The sequence below is a fragment of the Gammaproteobacteria bacterium genome, from assembly GCA_013214945.1.
In the GTDB taxonomy this organism is placed as follows: domain Bacteria; phylum Pseudomonadota; class Gammaproteobacteria; order Enterobacterales; family Psychrobiaceae; genus Psychrobium.
This window is the reverse complement of record JABSRT010000003.1, coordinates 235,032-258,888: the sequence shown is the minus strand read 5'-3', so window position 1 is coordinate 258,888 and position 23,857 is coordinate 235,032. Positions and strand designations below refer to the sequence as shown.

Annotated in this window: 22 protein-coding genes and 4 tRNA genes; 4 read left to right on the top strand and 22 right to left on the bottom strand. The window is 43.1% G+C overall.

The window, feature by feature from the left end; translation table 11 throughout:
• Positions 1 to 180 precede the first annotated feature (180 nt).
• The 12 genes from HRU23_03250 to aspS all read right to left on the bottom strand — a co-directional run bounded on the left by HRU23_03250 (position 181) and on the right by aspS (position 10,331).
• Positions 181 to 256: transfer RNA gene (locus tag HRU23_03250), tRNA-Lys, on the bottom strand.
• Between the two features lie 203 nt (positions 257 to 459).
• Positions 460 to 1,194 carry a tol-pal system protein YbgF gene (gene ybgF / locus HRU23_03245; protein ID NRA53137.1) on the bottom strand — a complete coding sequence of 245 codons (735 nt, stop codon included), beginning with the start codon at positions 1,192 to 1,194 and terminating at the stop codon, positions 460 to 462.
• 16 nt (positions 1,195 to 1,210) lie between these two features.
• A complete protein-coding gene (pal, locus tag HRU23_03240) occupies positions 1,211 to 1,738 on the bottom strand; it encodes a peptidoglycan-associated lipoprotein Pal (protein ID NRA53136.1) in 528 nt (175 codons plus the stop codon).
• Positions 1,739 to 1,760: 22 nt separating this feature from the next.
• Positions 1,761 to 3,110 (bottom strand): Tol-Pal system protein TolB, encoded by a 1,350-nt coding sequence (gene tolB / locus HRU23_03235; GenBank protein NRA53135.1) that lies wholly within the window; start codon positions 3,108 to 3,110, stop codon positions 1,761 to 1,763.
• Positions 3,111 to 3,112: 2 nt separating this feature from the next.
• Positions 3,113 to 4,255: a cell envelope integrity protein TolA gene (tolA, locus tag HRU23_03230; protein NRA53134.1), complete on the bottom strand. Its 1,143-nt coding sequence runs from the start codon at positions 4,253 to 4,255 to the stop codon at positions 3,113 to 3,115.
• On the bottom strand, positions 4,256 to 4,684 hold the full coding sequence (tolR, locus tag HRU23_03225; protein NRA53133.1) for a protein TolR: 429 nt from the start codon (positions 4,682 to 4,684) through the stop codon (positions 4,256 to 4,258).
• A gap of 2 nt (positions 4,685 to 4,686) precedes the next feature.
• Complete coding sequence (gene tolQ, locus HRU23_03220) at positions 4,687 to 5,382, bottom strand: protein TolQ (GenBank protein NRA53132.1); 696 nt, start codon at positions 5,380 to 5,382, stop codon at positions 4,687 to 4,689.
• Complete coding sequence (ybgC, locus tag HRU23_03215; GenBank protein ID NRA53131.1) at positions 5,372 to 5,773, bottom strand: tol-pal system-associated acyl-CoA thioesterase; 402 nt, start codon at positions 5,771 to 5,773, stop codon at positions 5,372 to 5,374. The genes tolQ and ybgC overlap by 11 nt, the downstream gene beginning before the upstream one ends.
• A gap of 411 nt (positions 5,774 to 6,184) precedes the next feature.
• Positions 6,185 to 7,192, bottom strand: a complete 1,008-nt coding sequence (gene ruvB, locus HRU23_03210; protein ID NRA53130.1) for a Holliday junction branch migration DNA helicase RuvB — start codon at positions 7,190 to 7,192, stop codon at positions 6,185 to 6,187.
• A 61-nt stretch (positions 7,193 to 7,253) separates the two neighbouring features.
• Positions 7,254 to 7,877 (bottom strand): Holliday junction branch migration protein RuvA, encoded by a 624-nt coding sequence (ruvA, locus tag HRU23_03205; GenBank protein NRA53129.1) that lies wholly within the window; start codon positions 7,875 to 7,877, stop codon positions 7,254 to 7,256.
• 56 nt (positions 7,878 to 7,933) lie between these two features.
• Complete coding sequence (ruvC, locus tag HRU23_03200; GenBank protein ID NRA53128.1) at positions 7,934 to 8,467, bottom strand: crossover junction endodeoxyribonuclease RuvC; 534 nt, start codon at positions 8,465 to 8,467, stop codon at positions 7,934 to 7,936.
• A 76-nt stretch (positions 8,468 to 8,543) separates the two neighbouring features.
• Positions 8,544 to 10,331, bottom strand: coding sequence for an aspartate--tRNA ligase (aspS, locus tag HRU23_03195; GenBank protein ID NRA53127.1), 1,788 nt, complete (start codon positions 10,329 to 10,331; stop codon positions 8,544 to 8,546).
• 413 nt (positions 10,332 to 10,744) lie between these two features.
• Between aspS and cmoA the strand changes: the two genes are divergently transcribed.
• From cmoA to HRU23_03180, 3 genes are all read left to right on the top strand, one after another.
• Positions 10,745 to 11,488: a carboxy-S-adenosyl-L-methionine synthase CmoA gene (cmoA, locus tag HRU23_03190; GenBank protein NRA53126.1), complete on the top strand. Its 744-nt coding sequence runs from the start codon at positions 10,745 to 10,747 to the stop codon at positions 11,486 to 11,488.
• Positions 11,488 to 12,474: a tRNA 5-methoxyuridine(34)/uridine 5-oxyacetic acid(34) synthase CmoB gene (gene cmoB / locus HRU23_03185; protein NRA53125.1), complete on the top strand. Its 987-nt coding sequence runs from the start codon at positions 11,488 to 11,490 to the stop codon at positions 12,472 to 12,474. The genes cmoA and cmoB overlap by 1 nt, the downstream gene beginning before the upstream one ends.
• 241 nt (positions 12,475 to 12,715) lie before the next feature.
• Positions 12,716 to 15,145 (top strand): acyl-CoA dehydrogenase, encoded by a 2,430-nt coding sequence (locus HRU23_03180; GenBank protein ID NRA53124.1) that lies wholly within the window; start codon positions 12,716 to 12,718, stop codon positions 15,143 to 15,145.
• 245 nt (positions 15,146 to 15,390) lie between these two features.
• Here the strand turns inward: HRU23_03180 and iscX are convergent, their stop codons facing one another.
• From iscX to HRU23_03130, 10 genes are all read right to left on the bottom strand, one after another.
• Positions 15,391 to 15,591 carry a Fe-S cluster assembly protein IscX gene (gene iscX, locus HRU23_03175; GenBank protein NRA53123.1) on the bottom strand — a complete coding sequence of 67 codons (201 nt, stop codon included), beginning with the start codon at positions 15,589 to 15,591 and terminating at the stop codon, positions 15,391 to 15,393.
• 569 nt (positions 15,592 to 16,160) lie between these two features.
• Positions 16,161 to 16,236, bottom strand: a tRNA-Glu gene (locus tag HRU23_03170).
• A gap of 14 nt (positions 16,237 to 16,250) precedes the next feature.
• Positions 16,251 to 16,326, bottom strand: a tRNA-Ala gene (locus HRU23_03165).
• Positions 16,327 to 16,376: 50 nt separating this feature from the next.
• Positions 16,377 to 16,453 (bottom strand) — tRNA-Asp (locus HRU23_03160).
• A 270-nt stretch (positions 16,454 to 16,723) separates the two neighbouring features.
• Positions 16,724 to 18,049, bottom strand: coding sequence for a TIGR03503 family protein (locus HRU23_03155; protein ID NRA53122.1), 1,326 nt, complete (start codon positions 18,047 to 18,049; stop codon positions 16,724 to 16,726).
• Between the two features lie 44 nt (positions 18,050 to 18,093).
• Positions 18,094 to 18,828, bottom strand: a complete 735-nt coding sequence (gene dnaQ / locus HRU23_03150) for a DNA polymerase III subunit epsilon (GenBank protein ID NRA53121.1) — start codon at positions 18,826 to 18,828, stop codon at positions 18,094 to 18,096.
• A 133-nt stretch (positions 18,829 to 18,961) separates the two neighbouring features.
• Positions 18,962 to 19,696 (bottom strand): methyltransferase domain-containing protein, encoded by a 735-nt coding sequence (locus HRU23_03145; protein ID NRA53120.1) that lies wholly within the window; start codon positions 19,694 to 19,696, stop codon positions 18,962 to 18,964.
• A 95-nt stretch (positions 19,697 to 19,791) separates the two neighbouring features.
• Positions 19,792 to 21,378 carry a dihydrolipoyllysine-residue acetyltransferase gene (locus HRU23_03140; GenBank protein ID NRA53119.1) on the bottom strand — a complete coding sequence of 529 codons (1,587 nt, stop codon included), beginning with the start codon at positions 21,376 to 21,378 and terminating at the stop codon, positions 19,792 to 19,794.
• Between the two features lie 98 nt (positions 21,379 to 21,476).
• Positions 21,477 to 22,454, bottom strand: coding sequence for an alpha-ketoacid dehydrogenase subunit beta (locus tag HRU23_03135; protein NRA53118.1), 978 nt, complete (start codon positions 22,452 to 22,454; stop codon positions 21,477 to 21,479).
• The gene (locus HRU23_03130; protein NRA53117.1) at positions 22,454 to 23,638 is read right to left on the bottom strand and encodes a thiamine pyrophosphate-dependent dehydrogenase E1 component subunit alpha; all 1,185 of its coding nucleotides are present in this window, start codon (positions 23,636 to 23,638) and stop codon (positions 22,454 to 22,456) included. The genes HRU23_03135 and HRU23_03130 overlap by 1 nt, the downstream gene beginning before the upstream one ends.
• Here HRU23_03130 and HRU23_03125 point away from each other — a divergent pair.
• Positions 23,637 to 23,789, top strand: a complete 153-nt coding sequence (locus HRU23_03125; protein NRA53116.1) for a hypothetical protein — start codon at positions 23,637 to 23,639, stop codon at positions 23,787 to 23,789. The two genes, HRU23_03130 and HRU23_03125, sit on opposite strands and share 2 nt — an antisense overlap.
• Positions 23,790 to 23,857: the final 68 nt, after the last annotated feature.

Below are 23,857 nucleotides of genomic sequence, written 5' to 3'. Positions count from 1 at the left end.
AATTGTGAAATAGTTTGAGTCATATACGCTCCCTTTACATAAGCCGCATTAGATCACAAAATTAACGGAATTGGTATAAAACGGTCTCTTGACTCGAATAAAATAATTAATTATTCAGGCAATAAACTAGCATGTTTTTGTTTTATATTTTGGGTTGATACTTTGATTCAAACAAGGAAGTGGTGGGTCATGTGGGATTCGAACCTACGACCAATGGATTAAAAGTCCACTGCTCTACCAACTGAGCTAATGACCCGCACGTAATTAACTAGGTTAATTTTGCGTCCGTCAAAGACTGAAATAGTTCCCTTCTCGACGGGCGCTAATATTACGGATTTATTGAGACAGCGCAACCTAAATTTAAAGTTTTTTCACTGTTTGATTCATTTTCGAGCTAACTTTGCTAAAACAGTGAACTAACGACTAAAAAACAACAATTCACGCTATAAATGTCACCAACTATCGTAATTCGGCTAACAAAGAACTAGCCTGCTTAGCTGCGGACTTTTCAGGGTATTGTTTGATAACCTGGTTATAAAGTTCCTTAGCTTTAGTCTTTTGTTTTTTATTCTGCGCAATTTTACCCAATTTAACCATTGCATCGGCACGTTTAGCCGATTGAGGGTATTGTTCAACCAATTGCTCAAACTGTAACTGGGCTGCTTTAATTTTGCTTTGGTTAAATAATAACTGCCCAAGCCAGTAATGCGAGTTTGCAGAATAGGTAGATTGAGGGAATTCAACCAAATAACGTTTAAATTCTACGATTGCTTGATCAAAACGTTTTTCTTTTAACGCGAGGTTTAACGCATTGTCATAAACTTGAGTCATCGACAGCAGATCTGAGTTATCACTGTTATCAGCAAATGCTGGTTCAGTAACAACGGGCTCTGGTTGGCTTACTTGCAAGCTAGAAAAGCGCTTATCTATTTCTTGATACAGTTCACGCTGACGTTGCAGCATTTGATCAAGACGATAATTGTGAGTTTCAGTTATCCCACGCAGTTCATTAAGCTCCTGCTGCAACGAATCAATATGTTGCTGCATTTCAATAATGATCCGACCTTGGTTCGATCGCGGCGCAGAGTATTGAGCGTTAGAGGGTTGAGATGGATTAGATACGTCGACCACAGTAACAGGCTGTGCCAACGCACCACCTGTTACTAGTAGACTTAACAAAAATAGATTTTTCATTACGACTATTGTTAGCTTAGTAAACTAACACGGCACGACGGTTTTGAGCAAAACCAGCATCAGTGCGGCTGCTGTCTAGTGGTTTTTCTTCACCGTAGCTTACTAGTTCAATTTGACCAGCGCTAACACCTAAGCTTTCAAGGTAACGAGCAACGGCTTGTGCACGACGCTCACCTAAAGCGATATTGTATTCTGGCGTACCACGTTCATCAGCATGCCCTTCAATCACTAATGCAGTACTTGGATGTGCACGCAAGTATGTTGCGTGAGCTTCTAGCAATGAAGCAAATTGATTTGATACAGCAGAAGTATCAAAATCAAAATAAATGATATGTTCTTGACGTAAAGCAGCTAGCTGAAGGCGCATCTTTTCAGCAGGTGATACATCTTTTTTTAGCGAACCAGTTTGTACTGTTGTATCTGTTGGTGTTACTTGTTGTGTTTCTTGATAATCAGCATCTGTAGTTGATGTAGAACCACAAGCGGCTAGGATCATCATTGGTGCTGCAACTACCATACCCTTAACAATTTTATTTAAACGCATTCTTATTTCCTTTTTGTCATTTTTAATAAATATATGGAGACCACGCAGGGGCTCTCACCTCACCGTCGGCAACGGGTAATCTCGCTTTAAACCTGCCATCAATAGAGACTAAGGCGAGTACTTGTTTTCCCCGGTGCATAGTGCCATAAATAACCATGCTACCATTTGGTGCAATACTAGGTGACTCATCGAGTCTTGTTTTGGTCAAAACCTGCAAGTTGCCAGTTTTAATATTTTGTTTAGCGATGTGGTATTTACCACGGGTTCTATTTACCAGAACCAATTGCTCGTTGTTTGGCGTAATTGAACCACCAAGGTTCATTTCGCCGTCAAATGTCATACGGTTAATTTTACCTGACACTAAATTTACGCGATAAATCTGCGGTTTACCACCTCGTTCTGAGGTAAAGACCAATGAATTATCATCTAACGCCCAACTTGGCTCAGTATCAATTGCGCGATTACGTGTCGCCCGCGTTAGTTGCTTAGACGCAATATCTAAAATATAAATATCTGGATTACCATCTTTTGATAAAACCAGGGCTAATTTTTTACCGTCATGCGACCAGCGAGGCGCGCTATTAATTCCTCTATACGCACTCACTTTGCTACGTTTTTGAGTATAAATATCTTGAATGAATATCTGCTGGCGTTGATTCTCAAATGATGCGTAAGCGAGCTTGGTGCCGTCGGGTGACCAGCTTGGCGACATTAACGGCTCTTTCGAACGTAAAATTTCAACTTCATTCTTACCGTCATAATCAGCAATCATTAGGCGATGAGTATATTTATTTTTAGCGTTAACTAAAACATAGGCTATTTTAGTTCTAAACGCGCCACGATCGCCGGTTAATTTTTCATAAATAATATCACTAATACGGTGGCCATATTGACGAAACTCAGCCCGTGATATCACGGTTTCACGACTATCAAGAATATGGGCATTAGAAGCAATTAAATTACCATTGCTGAGCATTTTAGCTTTACCGCCACTTAGCTGGCCCCGTACCACATCTATTAATTCGAATCCGACCACAAACCGGCCATCTTGGTAAGGTTTAATCGTACCAACTAAAATAGCTTCAACCCCTAAATTGGCCCATTGCGCATATTGAATGTCACGACTGCTACTTGGCTGTGATGGCATAGAAAAAGCAGCTACCGGGCTAAAGCGACCACTGCGACGTAAATCGGCAGCAACTACTTGGCTAAGATTTTCCGGTGCAGGCCCCTGCCCAAGCCATTTAAAAGGCACAATTGCTACGGGGCGTGCACTATCCACGCCTTCGGTGATCACAATATCAAGGGCAGCGTGGGCGGTTAAAGTAAAAAGTGATATAAATATTATTGTTATTCTAGTTATTAGCTTCATTACTATTCAAACTCTGGTTGGACGGTTAAGTTAATTTCTTTTAGTTGAGCAAATACTTCAGGATCTTTTGATACGGGTAACGTACCCGCTTTATAAACGGCGTCGACTGCAGACTTACACACATACCTATCACCAGCAATCGATTTCACTTCATAGACCAAGCCGCTGCTAGAAAGTTTAATATTTAATAAGCATTGTTTGCCTTTCATGCTTTCATCAATGGTCCACTGACGTTGAATCGCACCGCTAATTAGCGCAGTGTATTTACCGACTTCAGACAATACAGCACGCTGACGAGCCTTTGATAAGGTCGCTTGTTCCGACGCCATTTCTTGTGCTAACAATCGTTCTTGTTCTGCACGGCGCTTAGCCGCTTGTTGACGTTTAATTTTATCTCGACGCTTTTTATCCGCTTTAGCTTTGGCTATTTTAGCAGCCTTGATCTTCGCGGCTTTAGCGTTGGCCAATTTTTCTGCTTTGACTTTAGCGACTTGAGCAGCCTTAATTTTAGCGGCTTTTTCAGCTTTCGCTTGCGCTATCTTCTTTTCTTTAGCCAGTTGCTCAGCCTTAGCTTTAGCCGCTTTTTGCGCAGCTAACTTTTTAGCTTGCGCTGCTTTTTCAGCAGCAATGCGTTGCGCTTTAGCTTGCGCAACCGCTTTCACTTCTTGTTGGTATTGTTGCTTGGCTTGAGCGGCCGCTTGTTCTTGTTTTTTACGATTAGCCACGGCCTCTTGTGCTTTGGCGTCAGCTTGCTGCTGTTTTTTCTTGGCAGCCAATGCAAGCGCGTCGGCTTGCTGTTGTTTTTGTTTAGCGAGTAAAGCCTGTTTATCACTGGCATTTTTATCGGCTAAACGCTTCTTGCGCAATATTTCTAGTTCTTTAATTTTCGCACGTTCGCGCTCGGCTTTGCGAAGTCTCGCTTTTTCATCAGCCTGGTGCTTTAACTTAACCGCTTTGAGTTTATCAATTTGCTGATTAACCGAACTTTGATTCACTAACGCCGCTTGCACAATAGGTTTGGCACTGCTAGTCGCTTGTTTTTTTTCTGGTGGCGACGAGTTATTGCTTAGCAACAACATACCGATTAACAACAGATGCAGCAGTACAGAGCCGAGTAAACCATAACCAATATAAGACTTTGTCACTTATTTACCTTCTATTGGATCAGTCATCAACCCGACAGAGGATGCCCCAGCGCCTTGCAACGTCACCATTAGCTGTAACACATAGTCATAAGGAACCTCGCGATCTCCTTTAACCATCACAGGACTGCCAGGTTCCAACTTCAAATGAGCAGCGACTAAATCAGCTAATTCTTGTTGTGATAAGGCTTGCTCAGGCGAGTCACCCACCGTTAGATAGTAGCTACCATCGGCTTTTACCGAGGCTATTAAAGGAACCTTCGATGTTTCAGGCAACGCCTGCGCTTGAGCTTGTGGCAAAGCAACTTTAACGCCTTGCACTACTAAGGGTGCAGTGGCCATGAAAATAATCAACAAAACCAACATCACATCAATGTAAGGCACCACATTGATGTCAGCATTAAGGCGGCGTCGCTTACGCTGATATTGCATGTTTATGCCTTTTCTTGGTGCGTGCCAGCATAGGCCTGACGCTGTAATATAGACGAGAATTCTTCCATGAAATTAATATAGACATTCTCTAACTTTTCGACTCGCGATGAAAATCTATTATAAGCAATTACCGCTGGGATTGCGGCAAACAGACCCATAGCAGTCGCAATAAGTGCTTCAGCAATACCTGGTGCAACCATTTGCAATGTCGCTTGCTGTACTTGCCCTAACGAGATAAATGCATTCATTATTCCCCATACGGTGCCAAAAAGGCCGACGTAAGGTGAAATAGAGCCAACAGTGGCTAAGAAAGGTAAATTACATTCTAATTCGTCGACTTCTCGGGATAAGGCTACTCGCATCGCGCGATGCGCGCCATCAACGATAGCCTCAGGCGTAGTGGCCTGAGTTTGACGCATTTTTGCAAATTCTTTAAACCCCGCCATAAAAAGCTTTTCTAAGCCACTATTGCTGGCGGAACGGGCAGAAAGTTCCTGATAAATGGCTGATAAGTCAGCGCCACTCCAAAAACGGTCTTCAAAAATTCGAGTGGTGCGTGTGGCATTACTCAGTATTTTAAATCGACCAAAAATAACCGCCCATGAAACCACTGAGGCAACAAGTAACGACAACATAACCAATTGTACTAATAAGCTGGCTTCAAGGACCAAATCAAGAAAAGAGATCTCAGCAGACACCCTTAAACTCCTTTAAAATATGTAGTGGAATAGCAGTAGGTTTCATCTGTTCAAGTGATACGCAAACTACTTTGACAGATGCTGAATTTAACAAATTACCCGCTTCGCAAAATATTGCTTGCTCGAAGGTTAAACCAGCCCGTTTTAAAATAGAAATTTTAGTCTCAACGCGTAGTAACTGATTAAATTTTGCAGGTTTTAAAAAGTCTATTTCACAATGGCGCACCACAAATGCAATGTTTTGTTCAAGTAAGGCATCTTGTTCAAACCCGAGACTGCGTAGATACTCTGTCCGAGCGCGCTCGTAAAAGTTCAAATAATTACTGTGATAAACGACACCGCCAGCGTCAGTATCTTCATAATAAACACGAATTTGAAATTCAAACGACATTAAACAACCCACATTAATGTAATTTCATTAAAAAATGAAACTTACTATAGATACCTAAACAGGGCAACAATAATAACATTATAGGATTAAATTTCATGATTTATTAATAGGATAACTAAATTCAATTAACTAAAAGGCTAACCACGCAGAAAAACTGTAACTTAAGCATTAGTTTTGCTAATATCAAACACTAGTTTATTTCATTTGTCTTCATGGCAACCTTTGCCTATTATCGTCGGCAGTTGGGCACCCCTGTCACACGCTAAGGTGTCGCGCATTGAAAGGAAAATGCGCTTTCAATTATTGTATGACTTCCTTTTATTGTTTTTTTATTGGTTTCACATTAGTTTAAAATGATTTTTTAAACATGAGCCCGCTCAACTTGAGCGGGCTTTTTTTATGGTTAATTGCTTAAGATTGTAAGTCACGCTTAAAATGCGCGTAAGTTTGCGGAGTCACGATACGACCACGATGGGTCCGTTGAATAAAACCTTGTTGGATTAAAAATGGCTCAATAACATCTTCAATCGTATCTTTATCTTCGCCGATAGCTGCCGCCAAATTGTCTAATCCGACGGGACCACCGCCAAATTTATCCATAATAGTCAGTAACAGCTTACAATCCATAAAATCAAAACCTTGATTATCAACATTAAGTAAATCAAGCGCTTTAGCGGCGACATTTTCACTAATTATACCGTCGTATTTTACTTGTGCAAAATCGCGTACTCGGCGCAACAACCGGTTGGCTATCCTTGGCGTGCCCCGTGAACGTCGCGCTATTTCAACCGCACCGGCATGCTCGATGTCAACCTCAAGATGAACAGCACTGCGTATAATAATATCGGTTAGTTCACTAACGGTGTAAAACTCGAGCCGAAGCGGAATGCCAAAACGGGCGCGCAACGGTGAGGTTAATGAGCCTGCACGTGTCGTTGCACCAATCAGCGTAAATGCCGGTAGCTCCAGCTTGATTGAGCGCGCTGCTGGTCCTTCACCAATCATGATATCGAGTTGATAATCTTCCATTGCCGGATAGAGTATTTCTTCAACTACTGGGCTTAATCGATGAATTTCATCGATAAAAAGCACATCACCTTCTTCTAAATTAGTCAATAATGCCGCCAGATCACCGGCTTTTTCTAATACTGGGCCCGAGGTCGACTTAACACTAACACCCATTTCGTTGGCGACGATATGGGCCAAGGTAGTTTTACCTAATCCGGGAGGACCATAGACCAACATATGATCAAGTGCTTCATCACGACCTAGCGCCGCCGCAATAAATATCTCGAGCTGCGCCTTGGCCTCGACCTGACCAGTATAATCACTGAGCATTTTAGGGCGCATTGCACGATCGTTATGATGTTCTTCAACATCGATTGGCTCGGCTTGAATGAGTCGGTCTGCTTCAATCATCTGTTATCTCTTGGGCTTAATTGTAGGGTTATACCAATTACGTTAAATTGATGGATGGGAATTATAGCATTGCTTTAAGTGCTGCTTTAATTAATGCTTCACTGTCCATCGTAGGTAAAAACACCTTATTGACGGTTTTGGTTGCTTGGGCCGACTTATACCCTAACGCAAGTAACGCTGAAATAGCATCGTCTGTTGGGTCAACCGTGTGAACAAACGTGTCTTCAATAGCACCATCAATAGCCATCGCATCGGTCGCCGGAGTATCGGTTGCCAAGGTAAAGTTTTTAAGCCGATCTTTTAATTCAATAATTAAACGCTCGGCTGTTTTAAGACCGATGCCTGGCAGTTTAACCAATGAAGTGGTATCGCTTTGCATCACACACTGCACAAATTGCCCTGCCGACATGCCAGACAAAATGGCCAAACCTAATTTAGGGCCGACGCCATTCGCTTTAATGACTTCACGAAATAACTGGCGTTCAATTTTACTGGCGAAACCATAGAGTAATTGGGCATCTTCTCGCACCACAAAATGGGTATAAATAGTAGTGTCTTCACCAACATTGGGTAACTTATAAAAGCTTGTCATTGGTAGCTGCACTTCATAACCAATGCCTTGCACATCAAGTAACAAATGCGGAGGCTGCTTTTCGGCAACATTACCTCGTAAACGTCCGATCAAAATGTCATTCCTTATCGTTCTATATTCAGTTCTAATTAAGCACTAATCTATTGATTTTATTTAAAACGCCCGCCGGTCACTTTCGTTGCGCGACCTTTGCTGCGCCCCGCCATCGCAATTAAGCTTTGATGAGCATGCGCGTGACAAATCGCAATAGCCAACGCATCGGCTGCATCTTCTTGTGGCCGTGCCGGTAGTTTTAAAATTTGGGTAACCATGTGGCCGACTTGATCTTTGGTCGCACTGCCAATGCCGACAACCGCTTGTTTTACTAACCGCGCGGCGTACTCACTCACGGGTAACTGTGCATTACAGGCCGCAACAATAGCAGCTCCTCGTGCTTGGCCCAGTTTAAGTGCTGAATCGGCATTTTTTCCCATAAAAACTTGCTCAATGGCAAATTCATCAGGGTGATATTGCGCGATTATCTGGGTAACACCATCAAAAATCTGTTTCAGTCGTGGCGGTAATTCAGTACCACTGAGGCGGATACAACCACTGCCAATATAACTGAGTTTTTGACCATTTTTTTTAATAATGCCATAACCGGTAACGCGAGAGCCGGGATCGATGGCAAGTATAATTGTCATAAGGCTCCTATTCCGTTATTCGTTCGCCCTAAACATAAAAAGCGGGCAATGCCCGCTTTTTTTCACTAAAGACAGATTACGCTTGGTCTGCGTTTTCTTTATCTTCAGTTACTAGCGAAGCAATATTAAGTTCAGTTAACTGCGCTGTATTTGCAAAACCTGGCGCATTGGTTAACGGACAAGCCGCCGTAGTGGTTTTAGGGAATGCCATCACGTCACGAATTGAGCTAGTACCAGTCATTAGCATGATCAGGCGATCTAAACCAAAAGCCAAACCAGCATGGGGTGGCGTACCGTACTTTAATGCTTCAAGTAAGAAGCCAAATTTCTCTTGGGCTTCTTCGTCGCTAATGCCTAACACTCTAAAGGCCGCGGCTTGCATTGGTGCATTATGAATACGCACCGAGCCACCGCCCAATTCACAACCATTTAATACCATATCGTAAGCATCTGAAATCGCGCCAATAGGATTGGCTTCAAGTTCTTCAGGTGTCATGTCAACAGGGGCAGTAAACGGGTGATGAATAGCGTGTAGGCCGCCTTCAACTTCTTCAAACATTGGGAAATCAACAACCCATAATGGCTTCCAGTCGCCAGAATTCAAGTTAAAGTCTTCACCAACTTTAAGACGTAGCGCGCCTAAAGAATCAGTTACTACTGTATTGCTATCAGCGCCGAATAAAATGATGTCGCCAGATTTTGCGTTACAACGAGCAAGCAATGCCGTGACAACTTCTTCGTTTAAGAACTTCAAGATTGGCGATTGTAAACCGTCCATGCCAGCGTCGATGTCGTTAACCTTCATCCAAGCTAGACCTTTAGCACCGTAGATGCCGGCATATTTACCGTAATCATCAATGTTCTTACGGCTTAATTTTGCGCCACCCGGCACACATAATACCGCAACACGACCTTTAGGATCGTTAGCAGGGGCTGAGAATACTTTAAACTCTACGTCTTTTAATAAGTCAGCAACGTCAATTAGCTCTAACGGGTTACGTAGATCTGGCTTATCAGAACCAAAACGACGCATTGCATCCGCGTAAGTCATGGTTGGGAACTGACCTAGGTCAACGCTAAGCATTTCTTTGAACAAATCACGCACTAATTCTTCAGTTTTAGCCATCACCTGAGTCGATGTCATAAACGATGTTTCGATATCAATTTGAGTAAATTCAGGCTGACGGTCAGCACGTAAATCTTCATCACGGAAACAGCGTACGATTTGGTAATAACGATCCATGCCAGACATCATTAACAATTGCTTAAACAACTGCGGAGACTGTGGCAAGGCAAAGAATTTACCTTTATGCGTACGACTTGGCACTAAATAATCACGCGCGCCTTCAGGCGTTGCTTTGGTCAGAATTGGCGTTTCAATATCTAAGAAACCATTGTCTTCTAGGAAACGACGAACAAAACCAGTGACTTTAGAACGGAAAATTAAACGTTCAGTCATTTCAGGGCGACGCAGATCAAGGTAGCGATATTTAAGACGCTGCTCTTCTGAATTATTCTGATGATCATCAAGCGTTAAAGGTAACGGCTCACTACGGTTAATAATAGTGAGTTCTTTACCAAGAACTTCTACACCACCAGTGCCCATGTCTTTGTTAATTTGACCTTCAGGACGTGCACGAACTAGGCCTTTGATCGAAACACAAAATTCAGCACGTAAGCTGTTTGCTAATTCGAATACTTCTTTCAAGTCTGGATCATATACAACCTGAATGACACCTTCACGATCGCGAAGATCTAGGAATATTACTCCACCGAGATCGCGACAACGGTTAACCCAACCGACAAGTTCAACTTCCTGACCAATTTGTGATTCATTTAGCTCACCGCAATAATGACTGCGCATTTAATTACTTCCTGATAATGGCCCTGCTGGGCATTTGTCTATAATGCTGGCTATTATAGAGAAGTTTTTCACAATAGGTAAGTAGCTAAATCAGGAGTTGGACTCTGTTCGCTTATTAACAGGGCTATTTTTAGCATTTGGCTAATATAGCTCGGGCTAACAGCCGCTGGCCTTATTCATTCACTTGCAATAAAACGACCTAAGTCTCACTATTTAAATCAAGGGTAAATTTTTTATCCTAAAGCAAGAGACTAACGCCATCAGCTAAGTTAAAATGCGCTTTTTAATAATTGCCTTAATCGTGAGTCATCCATACTCGTCGACAGTGCTCGGTATTACCGCTATCCATCGTGGTCAATGATGTTTAGTCACCCAGGGCTCAGCAAGCGCAATTTCATTGATTTAGAGTAAACATGAATACATCTCGCGACAATATCTTCGCCGCTCCGCTTGAGAAAATGGGAGACTTTCAGTTTGACCAGCAGGTTGCTGAAGTTTTCCCCGACATGATCAAGCGCTCGGTGCCCGGTTATAGCAATATTATTACCGCCATTGGCATGCTGACATCACGCTTTGCGCAGGACAATTCAGTACTCTATGACCTTGGCTGTGCGTTAGGGGCTGCCACGCTAGAAATGCGTCGCCATATTACTCACCCAAACTGTCAAATCATCGCGGTCGACAATTCTCCAGCGATGACCGAGCGTTGTCAGCTCCATCTTAATGCGTTTAAAGCACAAACCCCGGTGACGGTTGTGTGTTCAGATATCCAAGATATCACGATTGAAAATGCCTCGGTTGTGGTGCTTAATTTTACCCTGCAATTTATTGAACCTGAAGCACGCCAACGTTTAATTGATAAAATATATCAAGGGCTAAACCCCGGTGGAATATTGCTAATTTCTGAAAAACTGCGCTTTGAAGATGCCACGGCACAGACGTTACTGTCTGATCTGCATCACGATTTCAAACGAGCCAATGGCTACAGTGAACTCGAAATTAGCCAAAAGCGTAATGCACTAGAAAACGTGATGTTAACTGATACCTTAGCCCAGCATATGCAACGCTTTAACACAGCCGGTTTTACCACCTCTGAACTATGGTTTCAGTGTTTTAATTTTAGTTCGATGATTGCGATCAAGGATATCCAAGCATAATGATTGATTTTAGTAATTTTTATCAAATAATCGCCAAAAACCAATTAAGTCACTGGCTTGAAATATTACCGGCTCAACTGGCCAAATGGCACCAAGAACACCAACACGGCCAATTTGATAAATGGTCAAAAGTACTAAATAAACTGCCAACCACTGGCGCCGATCAAATTGATTTTAGTGAGCAAGTGTCAATTAGCAACAGTGTGCCAATGGCCAGTGGCGAACTAAAAAAAATGCAGTCGCTATTAAAAATATTTAGTCCTTGGCGTAAAGGTCCGTTCAATTTACACGGCATTGAAATTGATACCGAATGGCGCAGTGACTGGAAATGGCAACGATTACGTTCACACATTACCCCGCTGACCAACCGTACTATTCTTGATGTTGGCTGTGGCAGTGGTTATCACTTGTGGCGCATGGTTGGCGATGACGCTAAACTTGCAGTTGGCATTGACCCATCTACTTTATTCTTATTTCAGTTTGAAATTGTGCGTCAGCTCGCCAATAACGACCAACGCGCCCACCTGCTACCGCTTGGTATTGAGCAGTTGCCGCCCTTAAAATCGTTCGATACCGTGTTTTCAATGGGCGTGTTATACCATCGCCGTTCACCGATCGATCATATTATTGCGCTCAAGGATCAGTTACGAGATGGTGGTGAACTTGTATTAGAAACCTTGGTAATTGATGGTGACGAAAACCAAGTACTAGTGCCGTCTGGTCGCTATGGCAAGATGAACAATGTGTGGTTTTTACCCAGTGTTGCTGCATTAATATTGTGGCTTGAAAAAGCCGGTTTTGACAACGTACGAATGGTTGATTGTTCTGTAACGACCACCGACGAGCAACGTGCGACGCCGTGGATGGAGTATGAATCTCTGAGCGATTTCTTAGATCCGAACGATCCATCTAAAACAATTGAGGGGCACCCAGCGCCCAAACGTGCAGTCATTATTGCCAACAAAGCCTATCACGAAGCCGATTAAGCTTGTTATTCCCTCGCCTATGTCGTTTAGCGCATAGGCGAATTTTATGCTATCTCCCACCCCGAATTTTTTCTTAACACTGGGTCCAGCGATTCAACCTTGCCCAAATCACCTCATTAAACCGTCAAATAGCCGTTCATTATATAATCAAACAACTCATTGCATAGTTGTCGACAAGCGCTGTTAACTAGTATAAAAATAGATATATACCTTTCAAAATAATCAGGTGATTGCTGTGTCTATGCTTTTGTTAGTCGTTATTTTTATCTTCGCTGTTGGTTTTTTTGCCTATAAACGTGCATCTTTAATTACTTTTACCTTGGCGATTGGCGCATATTTAGTCTTGTTGTCACTCATGGGCATTGCCGCCAATTTACTTTTAGTCATCTACATTGCGTTAGCGGTGGTGATAAACACTAAAACCTTACGCCAGCAGTATTTGAGTCGTCACATGCTCAAATTGTACCGTACTATAATGCCTGAAATGTCACAGACAGAAAAAGAGGCATTAGACGCAGGTACGACTTGGTGGGAAGCCGATTTGTTTCGCGGCGCACCCAATTGGCACAAAATGCATAATTACCCTGCCCCTCGCTTAACGCCTGAAGAGCAAGCTTTTCTTGATGGCCCGGTTGAAGTGGCTTGTTCAATGGTTAACGATCATCAGGTATGCCACCAAGACGCTGATTTATCGCCCGAGTTATGGCTATATCTTAAAGATAATGGCTTTTTTGCGATGATTATTAAGCAGCAATATGGGGGCCTAGAGTTTTCAGCTTATGCCCAATCGCGGGTATTACAAAAATTGTCTGGCATTAGTACCGTATTAGCATCCACCGTCGGTGTGCCCAATTCATTAGGGCCAGGTGAATTATTACAACACTATGGCACCCAAGCCCAAAAAGATCATTATTTGCCGCGTCTAGCCAGCGGTCAAGAAATACCCTGTTTTGCACTCACAAGCCCTGAAGCGGGTTCCGACGCGGGTGCTATTCCCGATTATGGCATCGTGTGCAAAGGAGACTGGCAAGGCGAAGAAATACTCGGGATGAAAATAACGTGGAACAAGCGCTATATCACGCTTGCGCCCGTTGCTACGGTATTAGGCCTAGCGTTTAAGTTACGCGATCCAGACGGCTTGCTTGGTGGTAAACCTGAACTGGGTATAACCTGTGCGCTGATTCCAACCGATATTGACGGGGTCAACATTGGCCGGCGTCATTTGCCGTTAAACATTCCGTTTCAAAACGGTCCGACATCTGGTGACGATGTGTTTTTCCCACTCGATTTTATTATTGGTGGCCCAGAAATGGCCGGGCGTGGCTGGCAAATGCTCGTGGAGTGTTTATCGGTTGGTCGCGGCATTACCTTACCTGCTAACTCGACGGGTGCGATAAAAACTTTGGCGATTGCCACAGGAGCATATAGCAGGATCCGCCGTCAATTTAAAATACCGATTGGTAAAATGGAAGGCGTTGAAGAACCACTGGCACGCCTTGGTGGCAATGCCTATCTAATGGATGCAGTGACCACCATGACCACAGGTGCTATCGATTTAGGTGAAAAACCGTCGGTGGTATCAGCCATCGTAAAATACCATTTAACCGATCGGATGCAACGCTGTGTCATTGATGCAATGGATATACACGGTGGCAAAGGCATTTGTCTGGGCCCTAACAATTATATTGGTCGCGGTTATCAAGGTGCTCCGATTGCCATTACCGTTGAAGGCGCTAATATTTTAACCCGCTCGTTAATTATTTATGGTCAGGGCGCCATTCGATGCCACCCTTATGTCTTGGCTGAATTAGATGCGGCGCAACTGACCGACGAACGTGAAGCCCTTGAGAAATTTGATCACGCGGTCTTTGGTCACATTGGTTTTGCTGTCAGTAACTTTTGTCGCAGTTTTTGGCTCGGCATCACTAATAGTCGATTCTCAAACTCGCCATTTAACGATGAAACCAAGCGTTATTATCAGCACATGAATCGCTTTTCAGCTAATTTAGCCTTTTTATCTGATATCTCGATGGCCGTCTTGGGCGGCGAGTTAAAACGTAAAGAACGCATCTCGGCGCGCTTAGGTGATATTTTAAGCCAACTTTATTTATGCTCTGCCACGCTTAAGCGCTTTAATGACGAAGGCCGCCAACAACAAGATTTACCCTTAGTGCACTGGGCGGTACGTGATTCGTTATTTAAAGCACAAACCGCGCTCGATGAGCTATTACGTAATTTCCCCGCGCCACTGCTTGGTAAAATATTGCGTTGGGTGCTCTACCCTACGGGAATAACCTTAGTAACGACCTACGACGCACTAGATCAAGAAGTAGCGCAGTTAATTCAAAGCCCGAGCTTAAGCCGCGACAGGCTCGGTTATGGTCAGTATTTATCCGCCAATGAAAATAACCCGGTCGGGGTGCAAGAGCAGACCTTGCGAGATATATTAGTGGCTGAAAAAATATTACAAAAGATATCCCAAGCAACCGGGAAAAAAGAGCCATTAATCTTTTTGGATAAGTTAGCCGATCGTGCTTTAGCACTTGGCTGTATCGATGAAGAAGAAGCCCAACACCTACGGGTGACTGAGGTTGGCCGTTTAGCGGCAATTAACGTCGATGATTTTGCCCCTGAAGAATTACAAATAATACCAATTGCATTAAAGATATGATCTTGTTGTGCGCAGGGGAAATTTTCAAGAACAAGGCGCTCGAATGACCAATAGCTAGCTATTGGGATTGAGAGGTACGCAGTTATTGTTGATTTAAACCAGCACAGGTGGTCAATTGTTAAATGTAATTGGTATAACACCAGTGCCACTTAAATAAATCGGTTTTTACTCTCGTTAACAGCTACTGATATCAGGTAGCGAGGTGCCACAACACTTCGCTACTTAATGTAGTTCGTATAAAATGACTAATCTACTTCACTTATCCATGCTAGCTGAACTGCTTCAAGCACTCTTTCACCACAATGTTTAGGATCATCATCGAAATTTTCTAAAGCGAGGATCCATTGCATCAATTGAGTAAAGTGCAATTGGGTGGGATCAACGTCGGGATGTGCTTCTATCAGGTCTAATGCAATATCTAGTGAATCTGTCCAATGTAATTTCATGCTTACCTCGTTTCAATTAAATCACAGCTGAGTTTAGCTCGATTATAACCGATAAATGTTTATACCAATTACATTAAATTTATGACCTAGTTGTGCGTAGAGAAAATCAATTTAGACAAGGCGCTCGATTGAGTAATAGCTAGCTATTAGGAGTGAGAGCAACGCCGAATGAATGGATTTTATCAAGCTCAGGTAATCACTTAATTAATGGGATTGGTATTATACCAATTACATTAAATTTATGACCTAGTTGTGCGTAGAGAAAATCAATTTAGACACATATCTCGACTTAGGGCAATGCAGGAATACTAACTCATGGGAACGGAAACAGACCGGCTAAATGGTTTTATCAAGCACAAGTGATCATCATCTAACGGGGATTACTATTAGGACATCAGAAATTAGCTCATAAAAAAAGAAGATCATCAGAAAGTATTGTTTTGTTTTGTTTTGTTTTGATTTTAAAAGAGATCAGGTAAAACAGATAGAGTTCTAAGGGGGGTTTTATTAGAAATAGTTTAATTTAAAGCAAGGAATGTTTTATCAGGATGTAACTTGACGCAAAAAAGTGGCGTCCCCTAGGGGTTTCGAACCCCTGTTACCGCCGTGAAAGGGCGGTGTCCTAGGCCACTAGACGAAGGGGACACAGGTAATTAATATGGTGGAGCTATGCGGGATCGAACCGCAGACCCCCTGCGTGCAAGGCAGGTGCTCTCCCAGCTGAGCTATAGCCCCATATTAATTATGATAAAGCTATCTAAGTTATTACATTGTACAAACAGCGTTGGCGGAACGGACGAGACTCGAACTCGCGACCCCCGGCGTGACAGGCCGGTATTCTAACCAACTGAACTACCGCTCCGTTGTCGCTTAACCCTAACAAGTTAGTGTTAGTTAAGAACCGGTCTTACGACCTCGAATATATTCTTAACTTAGCGAAGACTTCTTCTTTCGAATCCGTCTCGTTGTTTGCGGGGCTGATAATACGGCTCCCCCCCTAGTTCGTCAACCTGTTTTTTCTTACAAACACGTTTTTTTGTCTGACCGACCACTTTTGCATCAAAGTGATTAAATTTCAACGCTAAGCAGATGAAAAAAGCGTCTAAACAATATTGACTGGCGAATTAGCCGATCATTTTTTCTTGCCATCCTCTTTTTTCTTATCTTCTTTTGGCTTTTTCGGCTCTTTAGGCTTTTTCGGCTTCTTTTTCCTGAAGACTAAAAACATAATTAACGCACCGACCGTCAATACAATTACATTGACCATAATAGCAATGATTATCAAGGTTGTTGTATCGTCCTCGGCTTGGCGCTCCTTGGCGCGTGCTTTACGCTTTAGTTTCTGTTCAAATGCCGTCTCTTGCTCACTATCAAATAGGGCCAACGCCTTTTTAGCTGCCTTGGTAGGCAAAGCAACAATTTTAACCTTTAGTTGTTTCAGAGAAAAAGCGAAGTCCCGGCCATCAACCGTACTGCCAAAAACATCAATATCAATTTTATAACGCCCAGGGGTTTCAATTTCGGGTAATTTAAATAAATGGTTCGCGACCACCCCATTGATACTGTAATGCTTAGTCGTATCATCTGGGTTTTTCACTTTAATCTGCAACAACATTTTATCGAGGTTCGCTACTTTGGCATTAGCGATAAACCTGAGGGTATATTGACCGTTGATCGCCGCCGTTAATAAGTCGACTGCAATAGGCTGAGTCCGTAGCAGTAACGCTTGTTTATATTCGCGTTCAAAGACTTTATTACCAACCCTAACTAATAACTCATAATGACCAATTGGCTTATCGAGATTAAGTCGGCCGGTAAACACCCCATCGCCAGAACGAGCATCTAAGCCCAAGCCATTATCAATAAAGTCGCCAATGATAAAAGTGCCAGCGCCAAAGTTACTATGTTGTGGATTGTCAGAACTGCGTAAATACACTTCATGGGTAATTAGATCATCAACCTGACCAATTTTTAATAACCTATTATTAAATTTTAATGACGAGGTTAATTTTATTTTTTCACCAAAAAATAATTCAGTGGGGATCGGATTAACAACAAGATGGAGCGAGGTCGCTAACCTTATTTCACTGCTCGGCAAGATATCACCAATAATTTGCCAAGGGCCAATCTGAGGTTGAGTAATTTCGATCATGTCCCCAGCATTGCCGTCCATCCATTTTACATTATCATGTTCGCGGTTGGCATAAAGTTTACTGCCGTCAGGCTGAACTAAGATAATAGGCGCAGACTCTGGCACCCGGTCGATAATAAACACAATTTTATCGATCGCCTGGTCAACTCGAAATCGATTAGATAACAACCGTAACTTCTGGGTCTGCTGCAATGATGTTTCTTCACTGGTATGCTGCACCGCCAAGGTTGGTGCAGCCAATACAGTACTTAGCACCATTAAGCATGCTAACCGCCCCAGTCGTTTACCTAGCCTTATTCTATTCACATTTTCTCCCTGAAAAAATTCAGTGTTAGTCTAAGTGCAACGATTTACTGATTAGGTAGCCACAAACAACTGCCACCAGCATCCTTAACAATATTGAGTCGTGATTGATGTGCTTCAAGTTCTGCAGCTGATGCTTTGATCACCGATAATACTAATGCAGGATCGATGCCGGAACTGCCATTGCCTGCTAAACCGTTATCTTGCGCCAGTGACAAGTTAAAGGCAGTTTGGCCACCTGTCATCGTTAAATATACTTCGGCGAGGATCTCAGCATCTAATAATGCGCCGTGTAATTCACGTGAAGAGTTATCGATAGCATAGCGCTTACATAACGCGTCGAGGCTATTACGCTGACCTGGATGGATCTGCTTAGCCATCACTAGCGTATCAAGGATCCCGCTCATGTCGGCCGTTTTAGGAATGCCACTGCCCAGCAAGCCAAACTCATAATCCATAAACGAAACATCAAAGGGTGCATTATGAATTATCAGTTCAGCGCCTTCGATAAACTCAATAAACTCTTGGGCTATATCACCAAATCGTGGTTTATCACGTAAAAACTCATCGCTAATGCCGTGAACTTTAAATGCCTCTTCATCGACTAAACGCCCCGGATTAAGATAGACATGATAATGACGCCCCGTTAACCGACGATTGACGACTTCAACACAGCCAATTTCAATGATTTTATGGTCAAGGTGAATCGCTCCACCAGCTTGGTTCATACCCGTTGTTTCGGTATCTAACACAACCTGACGATTATAAGTTTGTAACGCCATCGAAAGACTCTTTAAAATATGTAAATAATGATTAATTGTATAGTAACAAGTTGGCGTCGACGCGCAAACATAATAAGTAGCAGTTGCGACAACGTGGGCGAGTAAATATCGCTAAAACTATGGCAGGTTGATGTTAGGCATTATCATTTTGCATCGTGACAACGGGTGACAAGACTGATTTGGGTTTTAACTTCCAACGTGGTTTTACTGGAGTTAATGGTCGCACTAATTTTTTGGCCAAAATGAGATAAAAAGACCCTATCTGCGGGACATTATGCGCCATCAATTGCTGCAGATAATAAGTTCGGCTTGGTTTCATCATCAAACTTGAGTAAATCGCCTTTTGCTCAGCAATCACCTGATAGCCCAATACACCTAACCAGTCTTTAACCCGTGACTGGGTAAAGAACCGGCCATTATAAGGGTACTTATGACTGAGTGGCGGGCTAAATCGTGCCAGCCCTAGTGGGCTGAGCGGATTTAAACCGATGATAATGACATGGCCTCCGGCCACGGTTACCCGATTAACTTCTCGTAAAACTTGATGTGGATTATGGTGGTAGTTAAGCGACAAGCTTAACAAGCAGGCATCAACGCTCGATTCAGAAAAAGGTAATCGAGCAATGTCGGCCACAACATTGGTCCCAAATAATGGTGAAACACTCACTTGATGGCTAATGTTACAGGCCGATGTATCAATGGTATGGCTTAACGAGCCTAATTTAAGTAGATGATAACCAAAAATTCTCGGCCACCACGGGGTTAATTGCTCATTTACTTGGTCGAGTAGCCACTGCCCTTGCGCCAGCTCATGCCAGTTCGCTGGGGGTAATACTCGATGATTATTAAATGCAGGTCGATAAAACATAAGCTGATTTCGTTGTTTAATTGTTAATTATCATACTCCAGCCAAAAAAAAAATCACCTAATTCGGTGATTTTTATCTCTCAATGACTATTTTAATTAACTCATGGCCATCAACATTGACGCGGGATCCTCTAGGTATGACTTCCATAAATTACAGAACCGAGCAATTGTTGCTCCATCAATCACTCGATGATCGCCAGACCAACTCACTTGCATTATCTTGCGCGCTTCCACTTGGCCATTAGCATCAAAGCGCGGCAACGTTTGCAGTTTCCCTAACGCCACAATAGCCACTTCTGGCTTGTTAATAATTGGCGTAGCAATGGTACCGCCTAAAGCACCAATATTAGAGATTGTGATCGTGCCACCCCGTAAATCCGGTTGGGTTAAACGCCCTATTCGCGCAGCATCGGTTAGTCGAGTGACTTCATTGGCCACGTCAATAATAGACAAGTTTTGAACCTGTTTAATATTTGGGACTAATAAACCAATTTTACTATCTACCGCCATACCAATGTTATGGTTAGAAAAATAACGAATTTGATCTGCCGCATCATTTAATTGGCTATTGAGAATAGGGAATTGATTAATCGCTAATGACATCGCCTTAATGAAAAATGGCATCATCGTCAGCTTAACCCCTTGCGCCTGATATGATTCCTTAAGTTTAGCCCGCAAAGCAACCAACTCGGTCATGTCAATTTCTTCGCAATAAGTGAAATGCGGAATAGTCGATACTGACGCCACCATTTGACGCGCCATTGCTGCTTTAATGCCTTTTAATGGCTCCACTGTCGATACTTCGAAATCGGTTGCCATGCTTGCAGTGTTGTTATCTGACGCGGGCGCGGGTGCATCTATAATCACTGGCGCTACGTTTTCAACAACTTGATTGTCTGTTTGATTAAAGCTAATCACATCGTCTTTATATATTCGCCCGTTTTTACCCGAACCATTCACTTGGCTTAAATCAATATTCAACTCGCGGGCAACTCGGCGTACTGCGGGGCTAGCAATCGCTTTTTTGTTATTAGCAGTGCGATCAACTCTTGCACCTGTCTCAGGCTGACTGACAACGTCTGATCCGAGATTATCCTTAACGGTGACTAGTGTTTCTGTTGTTGTTGTTGCTACGGCTGCGACTTGGTAGCTAAACAACGGGGCGTGTACTTGAGCCACACTGCCCTTTTTACAAAATAGTTGGGTGATAACCCCAGCTTCCATGGCGGGAATTTGCACCAGCGCTTTGTCGGTCATCACATCAACGATGGGTTGATCTTCTACAATGCTATCACCAACGGCCACCAGCCAATCCACGACTTCACACTCAACAATGCCTTCACCGATATCGGGTAAAACAAAGTGTTTTATAAGCTCTGCTGCGACCTCGACCTTGTTATCAATGATCGATGGTGTAATAACCGCCGTTACTTGCTCGACCGGCACAGTGGGCTCTATGGCAAACAATGGCGCATGAACCTTTGCAATATCGCCTTTGTTGTAATAAAGGCGAGTCACTACCCCGTCGTGCATTGATGGAATTTGTACTAATGCTTTATCAGTCATGACATCAGCCACTGGCTGATCTTCTTTTACTGTCTCGCCTTCTGCAACTAGCCACTCGACTAGTTCACATTCAATAATACCTTCGCCAATATCGGGCAATAAAAAATCTTGTGCCATTGTGCCTGTTCCTTAACACTATTTGAGCGACATACGTGGCTCTTAAACTGTATTAAGTGGAGCTATTGTCTGCTCCACAAAAATGCTATTACCGTGATTTAGAAATTTACAGTACGTTTGATCGCTTCATAAATTTTTAATTGATCAGCACAGTATTCTTTTTCTTGAACTAATGGATAAGGGGTATCTAATCCACAGACACGGCTAATTGGCGATTCAAGGTGTAAGAAACATTCCTGCTGAATCGTCGCAGCTATTTCACCCGCAAAGCCACCGGTTAACGGCGCTTCATGGCTTATCAATAACCGGCCAGTTTTTGTCACTGATTTTACGACGGTTTCAACATCCCAAGGTAGTAGGGTTCGAAGATCGATCAATTCACAAGAGATGCCATCATTGGTCGCTAATGTCATCGCTTGCTCGATAACTTCCATTTGAGCGCCCCAGCCAAGCAACGTAATATCACTACCCTCGCTGACTACTTCCGCCTCGCCAAGTGGTATTTCATAGGCTTGTTCTGGTACTTCACCAACCGAAGCGCGGTAAAGTCGTTTCGGCTCAAAAAAGATCACTGGGTTATCATCGTTTATCGCCGCCAGTAACAAACCTTTGGCTTGATAAGGATTACGAGGCACCACAATTTTTAGCCCTGGCGTGCCAGTGAAATAAGCTTCAGGTGATTGTGAATGATATAAACCACCAGCAATACCACCGCCATAAGGAGTACGAATAACTAATGATCCAACATTAAATTCATTACCACTGCGGTAGCGAAACTTAGCCGTTTCATTAACGATTTGGTCAAAGGCCGGGAAAATATAATCCGCGAATTGGATTTCTGCAATAGGTACAGCCCCTTGAGCAGCCAAGCCATTTGCAAAGCCTATAATACCCTGCTCTGTTAGCGGTGTATTAAAACAGCGGTCTTTGCCGTACTTGTCTTGTAAGCCACTGGTTGAGCGAAAGACCCCACCAAAATGACCAACATCTTCACCAAAACATAATACCCGTTCGTTAGCCGCCATCGCAATGTCAAGCGCATCATTAATTGCGCGTAGTAAATTCATTTGTGCCATTAATGCTGCTCTCCCGAGGTGGTAGGGTAAGATTGCGGATACTTTGCAAGGTGTGAACGTAATTGTGTTAACTGTTGCTGCAAGTGCTTTGGAATATCACTGTAAACATCGCTGACCAATTCGACTAACATTGGCGTTGGTTCTTTTTCTGACACTTTTAATTGCGCTAAAATTTGGGCGCGGTATTTCTCGTATAATGCTTCCTCTTGCGCTTGATCCCACCAGCCTTGCAGCTCAAGCCAAGTTTTAAACCGTAATACGCCATCAATCTCTTCCCACAGCGCTTCTTCTTCTTTAGAGCGGTAACCGCTTGGATCATCCGAGGTAGAATGAGCACCTAAACGATAACTCATCGCTTCAATTAAAACCGGTTTATGATGTTCAAGCGCATACTTACGCGCTTGCTGAGTCGCTAACAACACCGCTAAACAATCGTTACCATCGACCCGAATTGTATTAATGCCGTAACTAACCCCGCGTGGTGCAATGCCGTCACCAGCATACTGATCTTCGGTTGAGGTTGAAATCGCATAGCCGTTATTACGGCAATAAAAGATAGTCGGTGATTTTAATACCGCTGCCATGTTTAATCCGGCATGAAAATCACCTTCAGATGCAGCGCCCTCGCCAAAATAACACATAGTTAAGGCGTTGATACCTTGCAACTTTTGACCATAGGCATAACCCGTCGCCTGAGGGATTTGAGTGGCCAACGGTGACGAAATAGTCATGTAGTTGAGTTCTTTTGAACCATAATGAATCGGCATTTGCCGACCTTTACCCAAATCTTTGGCATTTGCAAACATCTGATTCATAAAGTTTTCAATGCTAAAGCCACGAAATGCTAACGCGCCCTGCTCACGATACTGAGCCATAATCATGTCATGATCTGACAGCCCTGCCGCGCTACCAATGATCGAGGCTTCCTCGCCTTTACAGGTCATGTAAAAACTAATACGCCCTTGTCGCTGCGATGCCACCATGCGTTCATCGAGTACTCGCGTAAACACCATGGTATCGTATATCTTTAATGCCAGTGCCTTATCAATCTCAGGCATTGCGGCTCTAGCATACAAGGTGCCGTCTTGTTGCAAAACTTTTAAGACCGGAATAACCAGCGCATCAGCATCCACAAAATATGGCTGATGAACGATGTTATCCGACTGTTGTTCAGGTCGATTCATGATGATCCTTTTATGTCTCGTCGCGCCGGTTACTCGATTTGTTAAGCCGAGTAACTTATGTCATCGTACTGCACATTTACAGCGCTGGTGCGATACCGACAGCGGCATGAGTTATTTATTATTAATCATGATTAAGTGGTGTTTTAACTAACATAACACGACTTAGAGTTCAGATACTTTACCTTTACGTAAAGATAGAGACAATATTTAGCAGGAGTT

Excerpts from the sequence above, each read along its gene's own strand:
- ybgF (NRA53137.1), bottom strand. The coding sequence starts at position 1,194 with ATGAAAAATCTATTTTTGTTAAGTCTACTAGTAACAGGTGGTGCGTTG.
- pal (NRA53136.1), bottom strand. The coding sequence starts at position 1,738 with ATGCGTTTAAATAAAATTGTTAAGGGTATGGTAGTTGCAGCACCAATG.
- tolB (NRA53135.1), bottom strand. The coding sequence starts at position 3,110 with ATGAAGCTAATAACTAGAATAACAATAATATTTATATCACTTTTTACT.
- tolR (NRA53133.1), bottom strand. The coding sequence starts at position 4,684 with ATGCAATATCAGCGTAAGCGACGCCGCCTTAATGCTGACATCAATGTG.
- ybgC (NRA53131.1), bottom strand. The coding sequence starts at position 5,773 with ATGTCGTTTGAATTTCAAATTCGTGTTTATTATGAAGATACTGACGCT.
- ruvB (NRA53130.1), bottom strand. The coding sequence starts at position 7,192 with ATGATTGAAGCAGACCGACTCATTCAAGCCGAGCCAATCGATGTTGAA.
- ruvC (NRA53128.1), bottom strand. The coding sequence starts at position 8,467 with ATGACAATTATACTTGCCATCGATCCCGGCTCTCGCGTTACCGGTTAT.
- aspS (NRA53127.1), bottom strand. The coding sequence starts at position 10,331 with ATGCGCAGTCATTATTGCGGTGAGCTAAATGAATCACAAATTGGTCAG.
- cmoA (NRA53126.1), top strand. The coding sequence starts at position 10,745 with ATGAATACATCTCGCGACAATATCTTCGCCGCTCCGCTTGAGAAAATG.
- cmoB (NRA53125.1), top strand. The coding sequence starts at position 11,488 with ATGATTGATTTTAGTAATTTTTATCAAATAATCGCCAAAAACCAATTA.
- HRU23_03180 (NRA53124.1), top strand. The coding sequence starts at position 12,716 with ATGCTTTTGTTAGTCGTTATTTTTATCTTCGCTGTTGGTTTTTTTGCC.
- iscX (NRA53123.1), bottom strand. The coding sequence starts at position 15,591 with ATGAAATTACATTGGACAGATTCACTAGATATTGCATTAGACCTGATA.
- dnaQ (NRA53121.1), bottom strand. The coding sequence starts at position 18,828 with ATGGCGTTACAAACTTATAATCGTCAGGTTGTGTTAGATACCGAAACA.
- HRU23_03145 (NRA53120.1), bottom strand. The coding sequence starts at position 19,696 with ATGTTTTATCGACCTGCATTTAATAATCATCGAGTATTACCCCCAGCG.
- HRU23_03140 (NRA53119.1), bottom strand. The coding sequence starts at position 21,378 with ATGGCACAAGATTTTTTATTGCCCGATATTGGCGAAGGTATTATTGAA.
- HRU23_03135 (NRA53118.1), bottom strand. The coding sequence starts at position 22,454 with ATGGCACAAATGAATTTACTACGCGCAATTAATGATGCGCTTGACATT.
- HRU23_03125 (NRA53116.1), top strand. The coding sequence starts at position 23,637 with ATGATGATCCTTTTATGTCTCGTCGCGCCGGTTACTCGATTTGTTAAG.
- HRU23_03130 (NRA53117.1), bottom strand. The coding sequence starts at position 23,638 with ATGAATCGACCTGAACAACAGTCGGATAACATCGTTCATCAGCCATAT.